13 protein-coding genes are annotated in these 15,941 nt (G+C 44.7%); 3 read left to right on the forward strand and 10 right to left on the reverse strand.

What is annotated here, in order from left to right:
• Window positions 1-55: 55 nt before the first annotated feature.
• From F0364_RS08565 to F0364_RS08575, 3 genes are all read right to left on the reverse strand, one after another.
• Complete coding sequence (locus tag F0364_RS08565) at window positions 56-2,485, reverse strand: ABC transporter permease (RefSeq protein ID WP_153797361.1); 2,430 nt, start codon at window positions 2,483-2,485, stop codon at window positions 56-58.
• 394 nt (window positions 2,486-2,879) lie between these two features.
• Window positions 2,880-5,270 carry an ABC transporter permease gene (locus F0364_RS08570; RefSeq protein WP_153797362.1) on the reverse strand — a complete coding sequence of 797 codons (2,391 nt, stop codon included), beginning with the start codon at window positions 5,268-5,270 and terminating at the stop codon, window positions 2,880-2,882.
• Window positions 5,271-5,396: 126 nt separating this feature from the next.
• A complete protein-coding gene (locus tag F0364_RS08575) occupies window positions 5,397-6,431 on the reverse strand; it encodes a DUF4097 family beta strand repeat-containing protein (RefSeq protein ID WP_153797363.1) in 1,035 nt (344 codons plus the stop codon).
• A gap of 361 nt (window positions 6,432-6,792) precedes the next feature.
• Between F0364_RS08575 and F0364_RS08580 the strand changes: the two genes are divergently transcribed.
• Complete coding sequence (locus tag F0364_RS08580; protein WP_153797364.1) at window positions 6,793-7,263, forward strand: RrF2 family transcriptional regulator; 471 nt, start codon at window positions 6,793-6,795, stop codon at window positions 7,261-7,263.
• A 5-nt stretch (window positions 7,264-7,268) separates the two neighbouring features.
• On the opposite strand, the gene F0364_RS08585 is transcribed toward F0364_RS08580, so the two are convergent.
• A complete protein-coding gene (locus tag F0364_RS08585) occupies window positions 7,269-8,540 on the reverse strand; it encodes an ABC transporter permease (protein ID WP_153797365.1) in 1,272 nt (423 codons plus the stop codon).
• A 75-nt stretch (window positions 8,541-8,615) separates the two neighbouring features.
• Window positions 8,616-8,756 carry a hypothetical protein gene (locus F0364_RS08590; protein WP_153797366.1) on the reverse strand — a complete coding sequence of 47 codons (141 nt, stop codon included), beginning with the start codon at window positions 8,754-8,756 and terminating at the stop codon, window positions 8,616-8,618.
• Window positions 8,757-9,367: 611 nt separating this feature from the next.
• Between F0364_RS08590 and F0364_RS08595 the strand changes: the two genes are divergently transcribed.
• Window positions 9,368-9,928: a UbiX family flavin prenyltransferase gene (locus tag F0364_RS08595; protein WP_153797367.1), complete on the forward strand. Its 561-nt coding sequence runs from the start codon at window positions 9,368-9,370 to the stop codon at window positions 9,926-9,928.
• A 214-nt stretch (window positions 9,929-10,142) separates the two neighbouring features.
• On the opposite strand, the gene F0364_RS08600 is transcribed toward F0364_RS08595, so the two are convergent.
• From F0364_RS08600 to F0364_RS08610, 3 genes are all read right to left on the reverse strand, one after another.
• The gene (locus F0364_RS08600; protein ID WP_235921034.1) at window positions 10,143-11,933 is read right to left on the reverse strand and encodes an ABC transporter ATP-binding protein; all 1,791 of its coding nucleotides are present in this window, start codon (window positions 11,931-11,933) and stop codon (window positions 10,143-10,145) included.
• A gap of 88 nt (window positions 11,934-12,021) precedes the next feature.
• Window positions 12,022-12,675 (reverse strand): YceH family protein, encoded by a 654-nt coding sequence (locus tag F0364_RS08605; protein ID WP_153797368.1) that lies wholly within the window; start codon window positions 12,673-12,675, stop codon window positions 12,022-12,024.
• Between the two features lie 258 nt (window positions 12,676-12,933).
• On the reverse strand, window positions 12,934-13,524 hold the full coding sequence (locus F0364_RS08610; RefSeq protein ID WP_153797369.1) for a hypothetical protein: 591 nt from the start codon (window positions 13,522-13,524) through the stop codon (window positions 12,934-12,936).
• Between the two features lie 565 nt (window positions 13,525-14,089).
• Between F0364_RS08610 and F0364_RS08615 the strand changes: the two genes are divergently transcribed.
• On the forward strand, window positions 14,090-14,350 hold the full coding sequence (locus F0364_RS08615) for a hypothetical protein (RefSeq protein WP_153797370.1): 261 nt from the start codon (window positions 14,090-14,092) through the stop codon (window positions 14,348-14,350).
• 25 nt (window positions 14,351-14,375) lie between these two features.
• Here the strand turns inward: F0364_RS08615 and F0364_RS08620 are convergent, their stop codons facing one another.
• Together F0364_RS08620 and F0364_RS08625 are read right to left on the reverse strand one after the other, a co-directional pair.
• Complete coding sequence (locus tag F0364_RS08620) at window positions 14,376-15,059, reverse strand: DUF3291 domain-containing protein (RefSeq protein WP_153797371.1); 684 nt, start codon at window positions 15,057-15,059, stop codon at window positions 14,376-14,378.
• Window positions 15,060-15,118: 59 nt separating this feature from the next.
• Window positions 15,119-15,763 (reverse strand): DnaJ domain-containing protein, encoded by a 645-nt coding sequence (locus tag F0364_RS08625; RefSeq protein WP_153797372.1) that lies wholly within the window; start codon window positions 15,761-15,763, stop codon window positions 15,119-15,121.
• Window positions 15,764-15,941: the final 178 nt, after the last annotated feature.

Genomic DNA, 15,941 nt, shown 5'->3' on the forward strand with positions numbered 1-15,941 from the left:
CTAACGCATTGTTTCCGCCGTACTAATGAACTGTCTACCTTGCATTACCGGTACATCATTCCGTTCTCAAACTCTTTACGGGATTTGCCATTGCAGCTTTAACCGTTAACAAACTAATTGTAACCAATGCTATCAACGCCGCAATTATGCCAGCTACAACAAACATCCACCAGGGGATACTGATGCGGTACGCAAAATCAAGCAACCACTGGTGCATGGCATACCACGCCACAGGAAACGCTATTACAGCGGCGATTGCTACCAGCTTTAAAAAGTCTTTTGATAACAATTGAACGATGCTGCCAACACTTGCACCCAGTACCTTGCGTATGCCTATTTCTTTTATGCGCTGTGTAATGGTAAAGGAAGAAAGACCGAACAACCCAAGGCATGCAATAAAAATAGCAATGCCTGCAAAAACGGTGAAGATGGTGCCCTGCCTTTGCTCAGATTCGTACAGGCGGTCGTAACGCTCGTCTACAAAACTGTAATCAAACGGCGCTTCAGGCAAAAACTGCTTCCATACTTTTTCAATATGATTAATGGCGCCTGCAATGTTGCCCCCTGAAATTTTAACCGAGATGCTTCCGTAATTCCCGTTGCCTGCGGGTACAATCAGTATTAATGGAACTATTGCCTGCCGCATGGATTCAAAGTGAAAATCTTTCATAATGCCCACCACTTTTCCTCTTACATCGGCATAACGAAAATCTTTGCCTACGGCTTCTGAAGCAGATTTTAAGCCCAATGCTTTTACCGCCGCTTCATTCAATATAAACGAAGAGCTGTCTGTGCCATATGACCGGGAAAAACTACGGCCCTCCACCATTTTGATGTTGTAGGTTTTGATAAAATCCTGGTCAACTGCTACGTATTTAATGTCTGCGTTGGTTGGTGCCAGTGAATCGCCGCGGCTCATTTCAGAACCCTGTGCATCCAGCAAACGGCCGGAAGGTATGCGGGATGAGCGGGTTACATTGGTAACACGGGCATCTGCCAGCAATGATGTGCGGAAAGATTCATAAGCATTATCCAGCCGCGTATTGTAACTTATTGTAAGCACATGGTCCTTATCCAGCCCAAGCGATGTTTGCTGCATGTACTTCAACTGCTGAAAAACAACACCTGTACTGATAATAAGAATAATAGATACGGCAAACTGCACGGTAACCAAAACCTTTCTGAAGGAAACAGTGGAGCCACCTATCTTCATCATCCCCTTTAAAACTTTTACCGGCTGAAAGGATGACATAAATACCGCGGGATAAATACCGGAAACAAAGCCAACAACAACCGGTACAAGCAAAAGGCATAAAAGAATAAACCCTTTAAACAATACAGCAAATGAAAGTGTTTGACCAGATACTTTATTAAGCCAGGGCAATGCAAAGTACGTTAATGCCAATGCAAGCAGCATAGCTATAAAAGATATAATAACAGACTCGCTTAAAAACTGTGCAATTATTTCTTTTCTTTCCGCACCCACTACTTTACGTATGCCAATTTCCCTGGCCCTTAAGGCAGAGCGTGCCGTTGAAAGGTTCATATAATTAATGCAGGCAATCAGCAATATAAAAAGTGCGATGGCAGAAAAAATATATACCCGTTTAATGTCGCCGTTTTCTTCTGCTTCATAATCCAGGTGCGACTTGAGGTGAATGTCAGTAAGCTTTTGCAAAGTAAGCGCTGTCCACTTGGAGGGTTTTACTTTATCGCCGGGTTGTGTCATTACCTTGTCAAGAAAAGCGGGAAACTGTGCTTCCATTTTTTGCACATCAACATTATCCGGCAACACGGCGTAGGTAAGAAAAGAATTGTTGCCCCAGTTGGTACGAAGATTTTCCTCTCCGTATATGGCCGTATCCCTAAGAGTGTTAAACGAGAACATGATAGACGGATGAATATGCGAATTAGCCGGGAAAGATTCATACACACCTGTTACCCTGAACGGTCTTTGCGTATTATCAAATTTCACCATCTTGTTCAGAGGCTCTTCGTTACCGAAGTATTTCCGGGCCATTTCCTCGTTAAGCATAACGCTGTAGGGCTCCTTAAGTGCTGTGGCGGAATTTCCCTTGAGCATATTCAGTTTAAAAACGCCAAAGAAATTCTCATCTGCAAAATAACTGTTACGCTCATTAAATATTTTGTCGCCATACTGCAGCGTGGTTGTACCAGAAGGAAGCAGCACCGTCATCTTTTGTATCTGCGGAAAATCATTCTTCAGCAGCGGCCCAAAGGGCGGTGCCAATGTTCCTAAATGCAGCGACACAACGCCCGTTTCCGAGTTCCTGAAAATGCGGGTAAAGCGGTAAATGTTTTCAGCTTTGTTGTTGTATTTATCATAGCTCAACTCATTGATGATATAAGTTGAAATGAGCAAGCAGCAGGTAAGCCCAACCGTTAACCCAAAAAGGTTAATGAAGGATATGAATTTGTACTTCATCAAATTCCTGAACGCGATTTTCAAATAGTTCTTTATCATGAGGGAATATTGTTTGATTGTTCAAAGTTTAATATTCAATGTTCATCAAACATCTTGTTTAATGACTATTCAGACTATGATACCAGCGACAGTATTTTATGGGATCGGCTGTTGCGTCGCAAGCACTTCATCGTTCTGTTCATTGGGCAACTTTTCAGCCCGGATAGATTTTAAGACGGAACTTTAAACCTCACCAGCCTGCTGCACATTGCTGCATAGCGTACAAGGCCCTTCGTTTTGCTCAGGGCAGGCTACTGCGGCAATTGCTGAATAGAATTGCCTCAGTACAAGTGAGTGACACAACCGGGGCTTAATAGTAGCAACCAAGCCCGGGTCCAAAAAAATCCTCACAACATCAAACCGCAAACAAAAGAACATTACACTACCTGTACGCTTACTCGTCTTTTAAACTGTTCACCGGGTTCATTAAAGATGCTTTAACGGCATGATAGCTTACTGTTGCCAAAGCAATTAATACGCAGGCCGCCGCCGTTATGATAAACACCCATGGCTGCATTGATATGCGAAAAGCAAAATCCTGCAGCCATTTACCGGCAACATACCAGGAAACAGGCAAGGCTATTACAATGGCTATCGCTACCAGTTTTACAAAGTCTGTAGACAGCAACCATGCTATGTTAACCATGTTAGCACCCAGCACTTTTCTTATACCTATTTCTTTTGTGCGTTTAATGGTATTGAAAGCGGCAAGACCAAAGAGGCCAAGACAAGCAAGCACTATGGCAAGGCCCGCAGCTATACTGAACAATAAAGATGTTCTTTGCTCGGCGGTATATAAGTTGTTGTAATCTTCATCAAGAAAATGGTATTCAAACGGGCGGTGTGGCACACGCTGTTTCCATAGTTGCTCAAGACCTGTAATGATATTGCTTACATTACCCGGCTTAAGGCGTATGTAAAACTCACGCACAAAATCGTTACTTAAAAACATAACCAGCGGGGTAATTTGCTGGTGAAGGGATTGGAAATGAAAATCTTTAACCACACCTGTAATAATGCCGGGTGCGCCCTTGAATATACGTTTGCCCAAAGCCTCGCCGGGCGTAAAGCCCAGGGCCTTAACAGCGGCTTCATTTAACACAAAACTATACTGGTAATTTGCGCCGTTATTGGATGTATCCATCAAAGCGAAATCGTTTTGCTGAAAATCACGGCCGGCCACCAGCTTCATATCCAGCGTTTTTATAAAATCCAGCTCTACCGGCAAAGCAGTTATGGTAATCCCTTTTTTACCGGCGCCTTCGTCTGAGGTAATGCCGTCGCCCCAGTTAATGTATGCCGGAGATTCATAGCCGCCGCTTACACTTTGCACGCCCGGCTGCAAAGCAATGGCCTGCTTAAGCGATGCATAGTCGCTGCGCATTTTACCATCTACCGGCAATATCAATACATGCTCTTTATTATAGCCCAGGTTTTTGCCGCGTATATAGCGCATCTGCTGCAATATGATAACTGTGTAAGCTATAAGAAATACCGATATGGCAAACTGCACAACAATCAACGACTTTCTGAAAACCGAACTACCCCCTGAGAAATTAAACCCTTTCTTTAAAACATCTATTACGCCGGCGCCGGCCAGCACCAAGGCGGGATAAGCGCCTGCCAGTGCACTAACCAGCAACACTACCAATACAACTACCAGCATTATTGCCGGCTGCAGCAAATCAGCGGTTTCAAACTGCTTGCCTGTAACCTGGTTAAAATAAGGCAACAGCAAAACACTAAGCATGTAAGCCAGCAGCGTGGCTATAACAGTAAGCGCCAGAGACTCTCCTATAAACTGCCAGAACAATTGTTTTTTAGAGGCCCCCATTACTTTGCGCATGCCAACCTCGCCGCTGCGGCCGGCAGATTGCGCGGTAGCCAGGTTGGTATAGTTTACACAGGCTATCAGCAATATCAGCAAGGCCACTACACCAAACATGTACACATAGGTAATGCTGCCATCCGGGCTAAAGGATGAGTAGAGGTGCACACGGGTTAACGGTTCCAGGTGGTAGGTTAGGTAAGAGCCGTCATCAAGCCCCGCTTCCTGGCGAACCTGGGATGTTTTCATAAAAGCCTCTACCTGGTTTTGCAAAACGGGCAACTGTTGCCCATTGTTTAAAAGCAGGTAGGTAAGATAGTTGGCTGTCCACCACTGCTCTTCCACTACGCTTTTACCCAGGTTGTCAAAAGCCACCGCACAGTCAAAACGCAACTGCGAGTTTTGAGGGATATCTTTTACAATGGCAGAAACGGTATATGCTTTTTCCCTGATGGTTATTGATTTGTTCAAGGCATCTTCGTTACCAAAATATTTACGGGCAAGGGTTTGGGTAACAACTATTTTATCCGGCGCATCCAGCGCTGTTGCCTTGTTACCCTTTATAAAACCGAAAGAAAAAATATTGAACAGCGAAGCATCCGCGTAAAGAAATTCATTTTCTTCAAACTGCTTATCTCCGTACTTAAGAACAGCCTGGCCCTTCATGGTACGTACATAATCTTCTACAGCCGGGAAACTTCTCTTAAACTGTGGGCCTACTTTTGTACCGGTAGTAACCGCGGTATTTACTTCACCATTGCCACCATATTCCATAGTAACCAGTGCTATGCGGTTGGCATTAACATTAAACCTGTCGTAGCTAAGCTCATTTAAAATATAAACACCAATAAGTATAGATGCGGCAATACCAATGGTAAGCCCTAATATGTTGATGGCAGAATAGAGTTTGTTTTTGCTGATGTTTCTCCAGGCTATCTTAAAATAAGTCTTTAGCATGTTGGTGAATGATGAATGGTCAATGATAAATCAATGGTAATAATGAATGGTCAATGGACAAATGGCAACAGCGCCATCACCATTGACCATTCAATGTTTGTTGTATTACTTACAGGCAGGGCAGATTTACTCCAGCGTAATACTTACCCTTCCGTCTGCTTTTATAGATACAGGAACACCGCCACCGTTCAATTTACCGTCAATCCTGTCGTCATCTGTAGACCCGCTGAAATTGTTCATTGGCGATACTTTTATTTTGTCGCCACGCAGTGCAAGGTCTAGGCCTTTGTCTTTAGGAAGCGTTACATCTACATTGCCACCGGAGTTGCTGATTTTTACATACTCGCCCAGTTGTTTAATGCCAACGGTTATGTGGCCGCCGCTGGTAGCAGTTTCAAGGCTGCAGGCCAGGTCAGACAGCCTTATGCTGCCACCGCTGGTATGTGCAGAAAGCTTGCCGCTTATGTTGCCCCCACTTACACTGCCGCCACTGGTGCCGGCTTCAATGGTGCCGCTCAGGTTATTCAGTTTAAGCGAGCCGCCGCTGGTAGCCAGCTTAAGGGTGCCCTTACAATCTGAGGCTTCTATGCTGCCGCCACTGGTAGCCAGTTCAATATCATCCTGGCTGTTAAGCACTTTAATGCTGCCACCGCTGGTAGCGCCATCAATTTTACCACTAACGCCATCTACATGAAGGCTGCCGCCGCTGGTTGCAAATTCCTGTGTACCGGAAAGGTTAAGCAGCTTAATGCTGCCGCCGCTGGTTGCAAGGTTGGTAGAAACATTTTTCGGCACATATATCCTGAAGGAAATGCTCAGCGATTTCTTCCAGTTCATATTAGAATGCTTGTTCTTTGCAATAGCAGAAAGTTTGTTACCGCTAAAGTTGATGTTTACATCATAATACTCTTCCAACCTTTCTTTAATTTCTTCTTTGGATAATTTATCGTTGCCGTTATTACCGCGTACATACATTTCAAGGCGGGCTTCCCCCGTTGCCACGCCGCTAACTGAAATGCTGCCGCCGCTGGTTTCTACTTTAACGTTGGATACTGTTTGATTGGCAAGCGACTTTGTAAGATAAGGTTCTTCGTTAGTTGATTGCGCCTTCAGGCTTACACTCATAAGGGCTATTGCCGCAAAGAGAAAATGTTTTTTCATAAATGTGTTTTTATGCTTTTATGCAGTGGTACGTTCCAGTTATAAAAAAGTTACGCCGGTAACCAATTAATAATTATTCTGCATTACAGCAAAACCAACAGCCATGCCAACTGCAAAAGCAACTGATAACAAGGCTTTTAGCGTACCGGGCTTTAAAAAGTGTGCGAAAACGGACAGTTCTATGTTCGGTTGTGAACGGGACGGAATGTTTTTAGCGTTTAATGCCAACAACAACAGGTTTCTACCAAAGCCGTCTGCCTCTTACCGGCATTCCTCCCCGTTAACCAGCTTAGTGTGGATAAAATCATGGTCTTGAACATCAGGCTAAAATCGTGGTTCGGATTACTTATTTTTACGCCCAATGATATCTAAGAAAACTAAATATGCCATCAACGCCCTTGTGTTCCTGGCCAAGGAATACACGGATAACAAAAGGGAGCCTGTTCAGATAAGCCGCATTGCCGAAAGCGAGAATATACCGCGTAAGTTTTTGGAAGCCATCCTGCTTGACCTTCGCAATGCAGGCATGCTCAGCAGTAAAAAAGGTAAAATGGGCGGCTATTACCTGCACAAAACACCGGATGAGATAAACATTGCGGAAGTAATGCGCCTCTTTGATGGCGCCATAGCCCTGCTGCCCTGCGTTACCTACCGTTACTACGAACGCTGCGACGAATGCAAAGACGAAGCCACCTGCGGCATACGAGACGTATTTGCCGATGTGCGCAACCAAACGGTAGCCCTGTTAAAAAACGCTACGCTTACTGAAATTATGAACCGCAGCAACCTGCTGATGGCGGCGGGCAAAAAAACGGAGATTGACAAAAAGTAGGCCTGCTACTCGTAACGCAACGCCACGATAGGATTAAGCCGGGATGCCTTGATGGCAGGCCATAAACCAGCCAGCAAACCAACCCCGCTGCATATAATTATACCTATGGCCACCCACAACCAGGGCACCACAAAGCCTGTGCCCAGCACTATTGAAAAAAGGTTACCCAGCAATACACCTAAAAATATTCCTATTAAAGCGCCCAGCAGGCTTATAATGGTAGATTCAAACAAAAACTGGGCACGTATATTTTTTCTTTTACCGCCGATTGCTTTAATAAGCCCCACCTCCCTGGTTCTTTCATTTACGGCCACCAGCATAATGTTCATTAAGCCAATCGCTGCACCTATCAGTGTAATCATGCCAATGGCGGCCGCCGCCCCTGTTATGCTGCCCAGCAGGCCAATAAAAGTAGCGGCCAGTTTATCACTTTTTTCCACAACAAAATTATCATCTTCAGTAGGGTGCAGCTTGCGTATGGCCCTAAAGCGGGCTGTAGCTTCAGCAACGGCCGCGTCTATCTGCTGCACATCGCCGGCCAGTACGCCAAGGGTAAAAGATGGCGCGGCATTCTGCATGCGCCGCACATTGTTGTAAGAGGTAATAATAACATTATCCGCCCTCATCAAAGCGCTGGAACCCTTGCTTTTTAAAACACCCACTACGCGGTAAGGCATGGCGCCCACCACAATTACTTTATCTACGCCTTTGGCCGCGTTACCTTCACCAAATAAACGGGTAGCCACATCACTGCCCACCAGGCACACATTACGTCCGCTTTGTATATCCAGGTTATTCAGGTTGCGGCCAGCCTCAACTTTAAAAGCGTTTACTTCCAAAAAATTTTCGTCGCCGCCGCGTATATTAACGTTGGGGTTGGTCTTTTTATCTTTGTATCGTATTTCGTTGCCGCCCTGCCCGCTTAGGGCAATAGCCACTTTTACATTCGGAAAATCAAAATTTTGCTTAAACATTTCCGCCTCGGTATTCAGTATAGGCTTATCCAGGTTAGACTTCTTTTGTTTTTTGCCCCTTTTTTCTTTTTCCACCCGGTTATTGTCATCAAACCTAAAGCGCTCTTTGTAGGCAATGCTAAAACCGTTGGCCCCCATGGTAGCAAAGCTTTCCCTCAGGCTGCCGTTCATAGCGTCAATAGCGGTTATAATGCCTATAAGCGCCGCAATGCCCAAAGCAATAATGGCCACAGTAATGGCAGTACGCAGCTTGTTACTTTTTACGGTGCGGTAAGCCAGTGAAAAAGAGTCGCCTATTGTCATAAAAAAACTTATCAGTTAATAGTGTTGATTTTTTTCAGGGCGCCCCCTCCTATCGTCGGGCCGGGCTATCCGCTGCTACTCCGCCACAAAGCCCCTGCACAATGCCTTCAGCGGGGTATCCGCTTCTATCCCTGGCGCGGTGGTGACACAGCGTAATTTTTTACAACCACCCTGCTTTTGATAATCCGCATTAAAGATAAACCAGTTAAGTTTCATAAGTTATTTTAAAATACAACCGGAAAAATGGATAGCTGTATGGTTGCATTGGTATTTTAAAGTTTGTAAAAGCATTAAGCCAGGTTAATCTCGGCTAAAAACACGCTGCTATTAGTCAGGCAGGTTGCTGTTTATTGTGCCATAGGCATAGCCTGTTTGTAAAGGTATAAAATGTGGCATGTTTTGCCCCGCAGGGGCTATCCTGGCTTAAAAAGGGCAGCCCCTACAGGGCAATAAAATGCGTTGGGTTTAATTAAGCTACAAACAGGTAGCCTCTACGAGGCATGTCTAAATTACCTGCCCATAATAAACGCAGGGCGGCCATGTTCTTATCCATCAGGCATACAACCTGCCTTCAAAAAAACAACAGGCTGCACCGGCGGGTGAGGGATTGAAGCGGTTACCCCGGTGAGGCCTTCGCAGTGGGGCCTTGTGCCGGAGTAATAGCGGAAAGCCCGACCCCTTGCGCAGCTTGGGGGCACCCCCTAAGAAATCTTATTATAGCAAATGCACAATGCTGCCTGGCCCGTGGTTAAAGGCCCGCAGCTTTATTGGCATTCTTCAAACAGCGCTTCAACATTTGGTTATTACTTTTGTTTGTAATTAATGGTATGGCAAATAAGATTGTAATAGCAATAACAGGTGCAAGCGGCTCAATTTACGCGAAGCTGCTGATTGAAAAGCTGCTGCAGCTACAAGCCCAGTGGCAGGAACTTAGCGTGGTAATGAGCAATAATGCCAAAGAAGTTTGGCGTACAGAACTGGGCAATGAGGATTACAAAAACTACCCTGTACGGTATTTTGAGAAAACAGATTTTTCCGCACCTTTTGCTTCGGGCTCAGCTAAGTATAACATTATGATGGTAGTACCCTGCAGCATGGGCACCCTGGGCCGCATTGCCGCGGGAACCAGCGACGACCTGGTAATACGTGCTGCGGATGTAATATTGAAAGAACGGCGTAAGCTGTTATTGATGGTAAGGGACACGCCTTACAACCTTATACACCTGCGCAATATGGAAACGGTTACCCTTGCCGGGGGAATTATATGCCCTGCCACACCTTCTTTTTACAGCAAACCTAAAACCATTGAAGACGTAGCTTTAACTGTTGTTGACCGCATGCTGGACCTGGCCGGACTGGATATTTCCACCAGCCGTTGGGGGGAGTGAGTGGTGAGTAGTGAGTGGTGAATCGTGAATGGTGAATGGTGAATGGTGAGTGGTGAATGGTGAGTGGGTACAAACTTGTATTGTATCTTACATGAAACAAGTACTTCGTACTTGGTAAATCGTACTTGTTTGCACCGTACATCCCACATCTAACACCTTACATAAAAAAAGTACTTCGTAAATCGTACTTGTTTAAATCTTACAACTCAACCTCTTACCGGGGTTGCTTTTCTGTTTTTTCCTGGTGTTTCCACAACTCCATAAACAGCGGGCTGTTGTTGCGGAGGTAATGAAAATTTCCTTCATCAATAATACGTCCCTGCTGCAAAATGTACACGTAATCAAAATGCTCCAGTAAATGCAGGCGGTGCATGGATGAAATGATGGCTTTGTCCGCAAATGCGTTAAACAGTTTGCGGTAAATAAGCGCTTCTGTTTTAGGGTCAACGCTGCTGGTAGGTTCATCCAGCAGTACTACATCACTATCCCTGGCGGCCAGTATGCCACGTGCAAGTGCCAGCCGTTGCTTTTGCCCACCGGAAAGGTTTACGCCTTTCTCCCGTATGTCAGATGCCAGGCCCTCGGGTAACTGTTTTACTACATCGGTAAAATGTGCATGTTCACAAACCTGCATAATATCAGCCTCGCTAAAAGGCAGGCCCAGCGTTATGTTGTATTCAATGGTGTTCTCAAATATTTCAGGTTCCTGCGGGAACAGCGTTACAGATTCATTAAGCGTGTCCAGTGTAAATTTTTTTCCATCCACCAGCATTTCAATTTGTTGTTCAGCCATGTACAGGCCGCGCAGCAAAGAAAGCAAAGTGCTTTTGCCGCTGCCGCTTTCCCCAATCAACGCAATCTTTTTACCACGCTCTATACGTATGTTCAGGTTGTGCAGGCTTTGCGGCGCATAGGCATCATCATAAGTTAAACGGTGCGAAAAGCTGAGTTTTTTTATTTCAATCAGCCGCCAGTCGGTTGGAAGGTCGGCGGGCAGTTCCGGTCTGTGTTTTTCATTATAGGCTTCACTTATGCCTGCCGCAGTTTGCAAATGTGTATGATACTGCACCAGTTCAGTATATTGCCAGGCCACCGTTTGAAATACGCTGGTAAACTGGTTTACATAGCCCAGCAATGTTACCAGGCCGGCCACAAGAAATACCTGGCCAGGCTGCCAGTGCTGGTAAATATAGCCGGCAGCCACCACGCAGTAGATAAGTGTAATCATCATTTCGGCCACAAACCATTTCCACTCGTTAATCACCGCGTTTTTGCGAAAAGGTTTCAATATTTGCTGCACCTTATTAAGCAGCCCGCTCTCCATGCTTTTTTCCAGCCTTAAAGTAATAACAGTCATAATGTTGCTGAGGCTGTCAAACAGCGTAGATGATACCGCATGTTCCTTTTCATTCACTTCGTTCAACGACTTAATAAATGGTTTATCAAACCGCATAATTACCAGCACGGTTGATATGCCCAGCGCTACCGCAATACTGCCAAATAAAGGTGAGAAATATACAATGGCCACTACCGAAAAAGTAAACTTGGTAATGGCATACAGGTACAGGAAACCTTTGTCGAAAAACTCCCTCAACGCTTCGTAAGCCTTTCTTATGCGGTTAATGGTAGAACCGCTATGATGGTCCTGGTGCCATTTGGCAGGCAGGTGCAATAGCTGGTGGTAACGTTCCTGTAAAAAGTTACGGCTGAGATGAAACGCCATATTGCGTTCCATAATGCGGGCCGGGCCATGCAGGCACCACTCAAAAAACTTAAGTAAAAAATACCCGCTAACGTATAACATGGTATAATAAAATACGCGTTGCGTATCGTTTTGCACTTTGCCAATAAACCAGCCGAATAAAATAGGATTTAATGAAAAGATGATGTTGGCCAGTATAAACATACCGTATACCAGTACATATTTTTTTCTTTCACGCCTTGCATACTTCCAGGCGGTACGCAGTAACGATATATAGGGATTTGCCATAGTGTTGGGTGCCATAAGGCGCAACTAAAAACGAAATTACAGCAAGCCGGTGAAATGGTTGCAGGCTTGATGAATGCACTGCCAATTGTTTAACGCAACCTGTTTAGCCCATCAGTTCCTTCATTAGTTTGTTGAAAGATTCTTTCAGATCAGCCAGTTCTTTTTCCAATATAGTTACACGTTCTTCCAACGGGCTTTTGCCTGCCGTATGCTGTTCTTCCTCGGCTTCCAGGGCAGCTATATCAGGAGTGCCGGCAAACAGGTGTACATAACGGGTTTCTTTTTGTCCCGGCCTTCTTGGCAACTGCATCACAAAAGCTATATCGCCGGTTGAGAGTTTATCCAAAACGGTCTGTACTTCTTCCAGTGAGTCAAACTCGTACAGCCTGCCAGAGTTGCTGTTTATTTCGCCGGGCGTTAAAGGCCCACGCAGCAGTAACAAACAAATAACGGCAACTTCATCTGGCGTAAAAGGAAAAACTATGGCCAGGTTGTGTTTGTATTTGGTGGCCCGGCTAAACCCGCCCGTAGCGGTTGAAACATAGCCTCTCTGCTTAAGGGAATTAATGCCGTCCATTACCGTGGTTTCATCGTAATCAACCACAGGCTTGCGGGAGGTTTTTTGGTTGCAGGCGGCGGTAAGGGCGTTAATGGTCATAGGATAATAATCCGGGGTAGTTTTGCTTTTCTCCATTAAGGAGCCCAGCACCCTTACTTCAACTGCATTTAATATGGGTAAAGTTTTGTTGGTTTCCATGGGCTAAAGATAAATTCTGGGAATGAATCGCGGCAATGAAGTTATATAAGGGCCTGAAAAGCCGCCCAAATAACAGATGATGAGTGGTTGCCAGCCAGCTTTGTTATTTATTTTGGCGCTGGCGAACCTCCTTCGTCGCTTTGCGACGCAACGAAGTCCCCATGACATACTTAAGCGGCTATTATAATAGTGGTACTTATAAACACGGCATGCTTATGCATGTCGTGTTTATAATTAGTTATGTATAAGAACCGGTTGTTATAAATTCTTCGGCTCGTTTACCATTTGTTTTACGCGGGATGAGGGCAGGTACAATTGAAAGCCCACACCAAACAAAAGCCTGCTTACAGTACCGCCATTACCAAAACCAAAGTTGCCGTCGTACTTCAACAGTGCCTCTAAACCCACATTTTGGGTAATAAAATACGCATATCCCGGCCCGGCCTGTATATTAACACCATTGCTGGATGAGCCACCCTGTGTAATGGAAACGCCTCCAAAACCAAAATTACCTTCCAGGAAGAAACGGCCATGCTTCAACAGGTTATCTACCTGTCCCTGGTTTGCATAATAACGGCCCAGCAAACCCAGTTGATAGGTCCAGGTATTGGGGCCACCCTTTACACCATCAACACCCAGGTTGGTATAGCCGCCTAAAGCCACGTTATCCCGTATAAAATAGGCGAGTTTTGGCGTAATCTGTATGTTGTAGCCACCACCTTTGTTAAGGCCGAACTGCATTCCCATAAGGTCGCCGCCCACCATCCAGTTACCTTGTTGTATCTGGGCATGGCTTATTCCAACATTCAAAACAATAACTGCTGAAGCGAGCATCATAATCTTTTTCATAAACATTGTTTTGCCATAGCAGTAAAAAAATTATGCCATTGTTATAATACGTATCATGTTATAAGTGCTGGGGAAGGAAAGCTGCATTATTTTAAACAGGTAATGGAAATTATTACGCATTGGTTTTTATATGTTTTATTCAAAATAAAATCGCCGGTTACTACACCGGCGACTTTGTTGAACACTGCTATTGGGGATTACATGTTGCGAATTAAAGGATATTGGATAGGGGAAACATTTAAACAATGCAACAAAGTAAAGCAGCAATAAACATAATAAGAACCGCACGGCACCTATTTAATGCGCAATTACAGCATCTTTCAACTTGTTTTAAGAAGCGCCGCTTTATTAATCACACTTTAATGGCAGACTTAAGGTTGGGGGTATGAATTTGCGGCAGCACCATTACAATGTCTAACCGATAATCAGTCAGCTTTTATTAATTTCACAAAAATTGGCATCAAACTGGATAAAAAAAGATTAATGTGAATAACTATACGCGTAGAGGCCTACCTACTTCTGCGTTTGGTTTGTAATTTTAAGAGACACTTCATAAACCGTCTTTATGCAACAGCCGTTCGTAATTTATATCAGTGCTGCTTCAACCTTACTGCTTGCCCTTTTCTTGTTACTTATATTTTACCGCAGAAAAAAATCAGCCGAACATCTTTATCATGATGCAATGACCAGGGAAAGCAATGGCCGTTATGAAGAAGCCATTGGACTTTACCAAAAATATCTTGACCTTGCCGGAAAAAGTGAGGATGAAAGGAATAAACAGGTGGCTTTACGCATTAAAACATTGCGTATACTTACGTTGGGTTAAGAGGCGGCATATTTAAAGCTTTCCGTTATAGCAGCACAAATTCATCCATATTGCCCGATACAATCTTAAACCTTACAAACATCTCTTCACTATACCAGTTTTCTTTTTTTGTTTTGCGCACAACTTCAGCATGTTCCTGTATTTGGTAGGCAAAGTTTTTCATGGCTGTTTTGTTCTGCCAGATGCTTAAGGTTGCCTGCCTTATCCAGGGCGCTTCTCCAATACCTGCGGATGTTATAAAACCTTCGGCTTTGCGCATACGGCCGGCTACCGCATCCACATGTTTCCAGAAATTTCTTAAACGTGATAACCTTATCGTTGCCCTTGTAAGCACCGCAATGCGTCCATCATAACCGGTTTGCCTTGGCAGTATGCCAAAACAGGCTTTGCCATCCCATGTTCCGTGGCCTTCTATAGGCTCAAGCACAATAGTGCTGGCAGTGCACTTAAACAGCCGCCACCAATTGTAAATAAGTGGCCCGTAAACATGCCGGCAACCGGCAGGGGATTTTTCCTTACCAACAGTAAGTACCGCCCACTGGCGCCAATCGGGCCGTATATCAAATGTTCCGTTTTTGCCACAGCCCAGCAGCTTATAAAAGCTAAACTGCTTATTAAGCCATAACGGTAAACGAAACAAAGCCATGGACAAAAAACCGGCCCAGCCAAACCATGCAGGGTAACGCACAATAGTAATGATGCAGTACATGAATAAAATATTGGTGAGGGCAATGATTGTATTGCTGTTGGCTTGAATTGCTTATGTGGCTACTTTAACCGGTAAATCATCCAGCTTATCAGTATGGCGAAGAATAAGGCAACCCACAGCTTATACTTTTGCCAGAGATGGCCCCATTTTCTTTCAGTAACTTCCGCATGTATTTTTTTTATCAGTTCGTTGTTACTGCCAGCCACCTTAACAAGCAGTAATGCAACAACGTTCATTTGTTGCGGCAGCAGCGGTTTTGTGGCAGCCAGCAACGCTTCTGTTACCGCGGTTTTAGCGCTGTCATCCGCCTGTTGCAGCATAAGTTGGTTGTACTCTGACAATAAGTGCTGCACCTGGTATTGCAAGGCATCTCGGTCAATTCTAAAAGGGTCTGTGCGGCTTACCCTGGTTTGCAGCTCCTGGCTTTGCTGCAGTATCCATGCCGGGGTTACATCATTGTTTTCCGTTTTTCTGCCGCCAGCCTGTTTAAAGTAACGCTCATAATTGTAAGCTTCCCGTTTGCCTTTGTCGCTCAGCACTTCGTAGGCTTCTTTAATTTCTTTAAACTGCAGCTCACTTATCCTGCTGTTGCCATTGGTATCCGGGTGAAACTGCAGGGCCAGTTTACGGTAAGCCTTCTTAATATCCATCCCCGAAGCCTTGGGGTTAACCTTCAAAATATCATAGTAATCTTTTATCTGCATCGGCGCTGCTCTATTGCAACGAAATTAAAGCGCATCGCTTAAAACCCCAATTACCTTCATCATACATTGTATTTTTTTTGTACGGACAGTAGCGTTTCATGGCATCTTCTGTTGCGTCGCACTACGTTCATCGCCCCTTTTTTATGGCATCTTTTCAGACCCGGTTATCAAACAAACA

This window comes from Foetidibacter luteolus (assembly GCF_009650435.1).
Taxonomy (GTDB): Bacteria; Bacteroidota; Bacteroidia; order Chitinophagales; family Chitinophagaceae; genus Foetidibacter; species Foetidibacter luteolus.